Origin of the sequence: Dysgonomonas sp. UBA7630 (assembly GCF_002483985.1) — a bacterium.
In the GTDB taxonomy this organism is placed as follows: Bacteria; Bacteroidota; Bacteroidia; order Bacteroidales; family Dysgonomonadaceae; genus Dysgonomonas.
This window is the reverse complement of sequence record NZ_DLIY01000037.1, coordinates 1-7727: the sequence shown is the minus strand read 5'-3', so window position 1 is coordinate 7727 and position 7727 is coordinate 1. Positions and strand designations below refer to the sequence as shown.

The 7727-nt window shown below is 36.8% G+C and carries 4 protein-coding genes and 1 pseudogene; all 5 read left to right on the top strand.

The features are described 5' to 3' along the window. The first annotated feature begins 34 nt into the window (after nt 1-34). The 5 genes and pseudogenes from B3P17_RS14780 (at nt 35) to B3P17_RS14760 (ending at nt 7689) form a co-directional block, all read left to right on the top strand. Nucleotides 35-2035, top strand: a complete 2001-nt coding sequence (locus B3P17_RS14780) for a hypothetical protein (RefSeq protein ID WP_291106070.1) — start codon at nt 35-37, stop codon at nt 2033-2035. 99 nt (nt 2036-2134) lie between these two features. Continuing rightward, a pseudogene (locus tag B3P17_RS14775) lies at nt 2135-3599 on the top strand (DUF3943 domain-containing protein). A gap of 4 nt (nt 3600-3603) precedes the next feature. Then, nucleotides 3604-4023 carry a GNAT family N-acetyltransferase gene (locus B3P17_RS14770; RefSeq protein ID WP_252636483.1) on the top strand — a complete coding sequence of 140 codons (420 nt, stop codon included), beginning with the start codon at nt 3604-3606 and terminating at the stop codon, nt 4021-4023. Nucleotides 4024-4402: 379 nt separating this feature from the next. After that, nucleotides 4403-5899 (top strand): hypothetical protein, encoded by a 1497-nt coding sequence (locus B3P17_RS14765; protein ID WP_252636482.1) that lies wholly within the window; start codon nt 4403-4405, stop codon nt 5897-5899. A 176-nt stretch (nt 5900-6075) separates the two neighbouring features. Further along, nucleotides 6076-7689 carry an OmpP1/FadL family transporter gene (locus tag B3P17_RS14760; protein ID WP_252636481.1) on the top strand — a complete coding sequence of 538 codons (1614 nt, stop codon included), beginning with the start codon at nt 6076-6078 and terminating at the stop codon, nt 7687-7689. The last annotated feature ends 38 nt before the right edge of the window (nt 7690-7727 follow it).

Here is a 7727-nt window from a genome sequence, read left to right as displayed (position 1 = left end):
TCACCAACCAATAAAAGCTCTAAAAGACAAAGAATTGTCGGAAGATGCAGCTATTAATCTGAAACTGAAAGATTCGGCCAAAGGAACTATCATTGCGAATACACAGCTGGGATTAGGTGGTTCGCCTTTGCTTTGGAACAACGAATTGACAGAGATGTACATAGCTAAGAAGTTGCAGAATATAACAATCTATAAGGGAAACAATTCGGGCGATGATGTCACTCGTGAATTGACATCTTTTTATTCGAATGATGCTTCCAATATGGATAAAGGAGGTCTTCTGGTTATGCAGAGCCCCTTATCTCCATCCATAGCAGAAAAACGCTATCTGAATAATCAAGCAAATATATTGTCTGCGAATAATTTGTGGTCTTTAAAGAATGATTATCAATTGACCACCAACGTTAGCTACCTGAACGATCTGCAACGAAAAGACAGTTATGCTTTTACTGAATATTATTTGGCAAACGATAGTGTTTTGAAGATAGAAGAATACATAAACTCTCGCCTAAGAAAAGAACGGTTGACGGCAGATATTCAATTGAATGCAAATAAAGACAAATTTTATTTTAATAACCTTTTGAAGATTGAGGGTATATGGGACAGGGAGAGGGGTGATGTCTTTTCTGCTGATAGCGTTAGTCAATATCTTAAAAAGCCGTACTATAGTATTAATAATACCTTCAATATGGTGAAGACAGGAGAAAAGTATACATGGAACTTTTATTCTTTTTTCGGATACAATTCATCTGCGCATACATTATCTATAGAGCCTTTGCTGTATCAAGATTTGTTAAGCTCTTCGACTTATTCATCAAAGATGATACAGAGTGTAGAACAAGATAATTTGGCTGCATGTAATAAGGTCTCATTAGGGTTCGGTAAAGGAACTTGGAAGCAGGAGTATGCTGTAAGCATGCGTACCGATATACAAGGTTTAAGTTCTGAATTGGGAACAGATAATACTAAAAATGTGCCTGATTCATTGAAGAATGATCTCCGACAAGGTAAATATGAGCTAATCTTTAGCCCCGTTTATACCTATGCTAAAGGAAAGCTAAACTCTGTATTGTCATTACCTTTTAATTACACCCTTCTTTATGTAAAGAACAATATTTCCGATGAAAAGCGTCGCAAAAATAATTTTTCTTTTAATCCTTCTTTATTTCTTCATTATAAAATATCCGGTTATTGGACGTCTTACTGCAACTACAGCTATAAAACTTCTATCGGTAAGATCAACCAACTGTATAAAGGATATATTCTATCGTCGTATCGTAACTTGTTGAAAAATGACGGGGATGTTTTTGAACAAAAGGCGCATAATGCAAGCGCATCTTTGTATTATAGAAATCCTATTACAACTCTATTTGGAATGTTTAATATTAGCTATTCCATTATCAGGACGAACCTTTTGTCTGATTATTCTTATCTGGGAACTCTTACTTTACAGTCTTCGATTCCAGTACCTTCTACTACCGAAAGGCTAGGAGCAGATATACACCTCAGTAAAGATATTGAAACGTTAAACTCAACTGTTTTTCTGGGTGGAAACTATGCGATTAGTCGCTCATCTCAGTTTACACAGGGGAGACTCATCGATTATAATAATCAGGGATATTCTTTTTCTCCTCGTATAATAACTAAGATAAGCCCTTCTGTTAATTTACAATATGAGTTTAAATATTCACAAAGTATCAGTAAGGTGAAAAATGAGGAAAAAACTTTTGATCCAATACGCATAATGTCACATAATGTTCAGTTGAGTATGTTTCCATTCAAGGGGATGTCGCTTAACCTCAAGTGTGAAAGTTTTTATAATAATGCAATTGTATCCGGAAGTCGATCTATGGTATTTGGCGATATAAGTGCAAAGTACAAGTATAAACAATTAGAGTTTATGTTTGATTATACAAATATATTCAATTCCAAACAGTTTGTTTCTGCTTCATACACCGATATCAGTCGTTATTATTCTGCATATATGTTGAGGCCTACAGAGGTATTGCTAAAAGTTAGATTTAAGTTAAAGTAGCAATTTCAATAAAAAAGTGATACTCTATGTATCGTTACAAGAAGCAATGAATTATATTTGCTACTTGAATTTAATATTTTTAATAAATCAGGTTAATCGATGCAAAATAAGTTACTCTTATTCTTTACATTTTTATTAATCTCATTTTACGCTCAAGCTCAGTTTGCTATTCGTTATCAGGTGGCTCTACCCAAGCCGGCTGATTCGATTGACATAGCTTTTTATTCTAAGAAAAAGTTTTGGGAAGCGGCAACTCAGAATTTTGGTCTGAATATGGCTATCTGGGGATTTGATCGGTTTGTAATGAAGGAAGATTTTGCATATATAAATATGCATACCATAAAGAAAAATCTAAAGGGTGGTTTTGTTTGGGATAATGATCAGATGGGAACAAATATGTTTCTGCACCCTTATCATGGTAATCTATATTACAACTCGGCTCGTTCCAGAGGCTTTAATTATTGGGAGTCGGGGCTTTTTGCTNNTGTGGGAATTGTTTATGGAAAATGAGTATCCGTCAATAAATGATATAATAGCAACGCCTATTGGAGGACTATCGCTTGGAGAGGTGCTTTATCGGACGTCCGATCTGGTGTTGGACGATCGCCGCGAAGGAAGTCATCGCTTTGGACGCGAATTAGCAGCATTTGTAATAGCTCCAACCAGAGGGCTGACAAGAATACTGAATGGAGATGCTTGGCGTAGACGTTCTACTACTGGTAAACAGTTTGGAGTGCCCGATGTAAGTGTAGAGGTATCTGCCGGAGTAAGAGTTTTGGAGCTGAAGGGTGAGATTCTCGACAAGGGGGTAGGGGCTGCAATGGATGTAAACATCGAATATGGTGATCGATTTTCAGATGAGAATGAAAAACCCTATGATTATTTCACATTTAAGAGCAATCTCAATATACACAGTTCGCAGCCAATGCTTAGCCAATTAAATATTATTGGTCGACTGTATGTAACAGAATTGGTAGATACAAAAAATGATTTTCTAAGTTTAGGATTCTATCAACATTTCGATTATTATGATTCGGATACAATATCAGATGTTTCGGGTAAAATTCCATACAAGTTTTGTACTCCTGCATCATTCGGGGCCGGGTTCATTTATCAAAGTAAACGTATACAGAATGTAGGATTTAATGCATTTATGCATACAAATCTGGTGTTGCTTGGTGGAGCCCTTAGCGATCATTATGTGGTAGATATGCGTAATTATAACCTTGCCAGTGGTTTCAGTACAAAGTTAGGTTTTAATCTGACGTACAAGGATTGGATCAGTATGTCGGGTAATTATGAGGTCTATCGTATGTTTACTTGGAAGGGGTATCCCAAAGATATAGATTGGGATAATATTGATGTCCATGAGTTTAATTATCAGGGGGATCGATCGCAAGCAATTCTACATGCGATCAGTCTTCGTACAGATATAAAATTAAGAAGCCATTTGTTCTTAACGGGTATATATTACAACTATATGCGCGACACAAATTATAGATATTTTGATGATGTATTTTCTAAAACATCAGAAGGTCGATTAATGCTAACATATAAATTTTAATAAAATGATTATTTCCGAAGCCCCATATGAAGATGTTTTGGGCTTGCGCAGGCAAGTGATGTATCCGGATAAAGATTTTGAGTTCGTAAAATTGCCTGACGATGACAGAGGTTTGCATATTGGTGTATACGAAAATGATGACTTAGTATCTGTTATGTCTATATTTCTGCATGGTAGAGATGTTCAGTTCCGAAAACTAGCAACTCGCAGCGAAATGCAAGGTAAAGGATATGCTACAGCTCTAATGGAGTGGCTTATATCTTATGCAAACGATTTAAAACTAGATCGTTTATGGTGCAATGCTCGCAGTGAAGCAACCGATTTTTATAAAAAATTTGGTTATAGTGAAACCGATGAATTTTTCTCTAAAAATGGCTATGATTATATTGTAATGGAGAGAAAATTCAATCATGAATTCGCTTAATGTGACTTTTATAAATACACTTTTTCTTTTACCCCACCACATTCTCTATTATTCGAAAAATAAACGTAGCTAAAAGTAGCTTCTAAACCAAGAAGCATCTTTTTATTCGTATAAACGAGGTTAAGTGAAGAAATAATCTAAGGATAACTATTTTTAACACAATGGAGAGCAACATCGGTTTGTTTCTTCGCATCTTTAGTATATATAATATTGAATTGAAAAATAAAAGTCGTACATTTGTTTTATATACCATAAGATCTTACTGTAAGTTTTAAACCTTTTGACGATTGTTTAGTCTAAGATATATACATGAAAGTATATTGTACAGTAAGTGAATACAAAACTAAATTAGTAAATAATAATTATAGGAGAGCAGATTATGAAAGCTAAAAAAATGTTTCTAATGATTCTCGTGTCAGCTATACCGTTCTTGGCTTTTGCTCAGGAATGGGATGACATATATGCTACTTCTAAATCGAAAGAATCGAAACAGAAAGAAGTAAAAGTAAAGACTACTGCTCCCCAAAAGCAAGTAGACCAAACTCAGGTTTTGGTAGTGAAAGACAATGGGGATATAACATTAGAGCGAACAGGGAATGTGAATATCGATGTAGATGCTTATAACCGTAGAGGTAATGTAAGCGTATACGATGCCGAGCAAACACAGATGCCTGACGACTCTATTGCAAACGCAGATGAATATAAGGATTATGAATATACCGATCGTATAGTAAGATTCCATGATCCCGCTAATAGTGTTAAAATTTCTAGTGATAACGAGATTAATGTATATGTTGTAAATGATACATATAGCAACTATTATCGTAATCGAGGTTGGAATTTTAACGTAAACTTCGGCTGGGGTTGGGGTGGATATGGATATTATCCTTGGTACGATTCATGGTATTCCCCTTCTTATGCATGGGGATGGTATGATCCTTGGTACTATGGCTCTTGGGGCTGGGGTTGGAGCAGACCTTGGTACTATGGCTCTTGGGGTTGGGGATGGAATAGTCCTTGGTATGGAGGCTGGTATTCCGGCTGGTACGGCGGCGGTGGCTGGTATGGCGGTGGACATTATCATCGTTCAAACTATTCGTATTCTGGTCGTCCTAGATATAGCTCAAGCGGCAGATATTCAGCTTACAATAATTCAGGACGCTATAACTCCGGTTATAATAACTCCGGCAGATATTCTTCATATAGCGGAGGACGTGGGTCTTCTTCTAGTGTAAGCACTCGACCATCATATAGTTCGGGTAGAGGATCAAGTAACGTAAGTACTCGTCCATCATATAGTACAGGTAGAGGGTCGTCAAGCGGTGTGAACACCCGTCCGGCTACTCGTCCAAGCTACAATAGCGGAACATCTACAGGTAGAGGATCGTCAAGCGGTATTAGTACACGACCTACTACTCGTCCAAGTTACAATAGCGGAGCATCTTCGGGAAGAGGTTCTTCATCCGATGTAAGTACTCGTCCGAGCACACGCCCAAGTTATGACAGCGGTTCATCAAATAGTAGCCGTCCAAGTTACAATAGTGGTTCGTCCAACAGTACTCGTCCAAGTTATAATAGTGGATCGTCTCGTAGTTCTTCAAGGCCAAGCTATAACAGTAGTAGCCCATCAAGGAGCTCTTCTAGTAGCAGCCGTCCAAGTTACAACAGTGGTAGCTCTTCTAGTAGCCGTCCAAGCTATAATAGCAGCAGTTCGTCTTCTTCAAGTTCGCGCCCAAGTTATAGTAGTAGTTCTTCTAGTAGCTCTTCTTCAAGAAGCTCAGGGTCTTACAGCTCCGGTAGTTCTTCTTCGGGACGTTCTTCCGGTGGAGGATCATACAGTGGCGGCGGTGGTAGAAGTAGTAGTGGACGCAGATAATACAATCGTATCATAATAAAAAATATAAAAGCTGTTTCAACAAACGTGGTTATTGGAACAGCTTTTTATGGAAAATATAAGAAAATAGAACATTTAATATACTCTGAAATGTGTATGTTTCGTTTCGAAAGAGTTTAAACATGCAAATTTCATCTGTTAGATAAAAATATTGAAATATGAAAAAATTATCATTATTAATGCTTGCTGTTGCCTTTTCGGTAGGAATGGTTTATGCTCAAAATGAAATGGATGCATACAGATTTTCCAAGAATGATTTAACCGGTACGGCAAGATCTGTAGCTATGGGGGGTGCATTTGGTGCACTGGGGGGTGATATCTCCGGTATCGCAATAAATCCTGCCGGTATAGGAGTTTATCAAAAGTCTGAAATTGTGACAACAATGAATTTTCAGAATACAAAGTCACAAGGTCAGTTGAATATAGGTAAGCAAAATGAAAATAAATTTACTTTTGCTTTTGATAATTTAGCCTTTGTGGGAACTTTTCCTTTATATGATGATGTAGTTCCCTTTCTTAATTTTGGATTTTCTTATAACCGTTTAAAAAGCTTTGATAGGAAATATGCCGTAATGGGCGATAATACTCGATCTATTACCGGTTATATGGCTGGTAGAGCTAATTTTAATGAAGTTCCAGCTTCACGCCTATCTCTAAAAGATAATGACTTTTGGGGGGTGTGGGACAGTCAGGATTGGTTGACGGTATTAGGCTACAATTCTTTCTTGATAAATGAAGGTTCGAACGGCTATAGTGCGGCAATACCAAACAACGTTTCCAATGATTTGTTTGTGGAAGAGAAAGGTTATATTAGTGCATATGATTTCAATATCGGAACTTCTTTCTCTGATATCGTGAGCATTGGTGCTACAATTTCTATGACAGATATAAATTATCGTCTCTATTCTCAATATACAGAGTATATGCCTGATGGAAATGGTGCATTGGCAGATAATCGCAGATTTGATTTGTATAATTGGAATAGAACGGATGGAACAGGTTGGCAAGTAAAAGCGGGAGTTATAATAAAACCGGTTCAAGAATTCCGTATAGGTATTGCTTATCACTCGCCAACATGGTATAAAATGACAGATCATTTTGCTGCCGATTTGAGTCATAATTTATCAGGAGTATCTAGCTCTAGTCTTGATCCCGATTATGTAACAGGAACAGTAAAGAGCTACGACGGGCGGGAAGATGCTGTTTTTGATTACAAATTGCGTACACCCGATAAATGGACATTTAGTATGGCGGGAGTTATAGGGACAAAGGCTATCATAAGTGCAGACTATGAATTGACAAACTATAAGAATAATATGAAGCTGTTTAATCGTAACAGTAAAGTATTTTCCCCGGATCCGAATGAATATATTAAAAACGATTTCAAAATGGCATCAGCCTTACGTGTTGGTCTTGAATATCGTTTTACCAGCAAATTTTCTGGTCGTGTAGGTTATTCATGGGTGCAAAGTCCTTTTGACTCAAAAATAAAGAATAATGGAAATGAGGTTACTACAGATCCTCGTCCTGTTACACAATATGCATTCGATGCCGATACTCACTATATCACTTATGGATTAGGGTATCAATTTATTCCTGAAAGAAGAGGTAAAGCTGATTGGTCGAATGGTTACTTTTATACAGATGTTGCCTTTGTAATGAAATCTCAAAAGGCAGATTTGTATTCTTTTGCAGGAGCAGATAAAGCTTCTTTGAAGACAAATTCATTCCAAGGTCTATTGACTTTAGGATATAAGTTTAGTATGAATTAGGCTATTATTGAAAACAAAATTAAATAGAAAAGGTATGC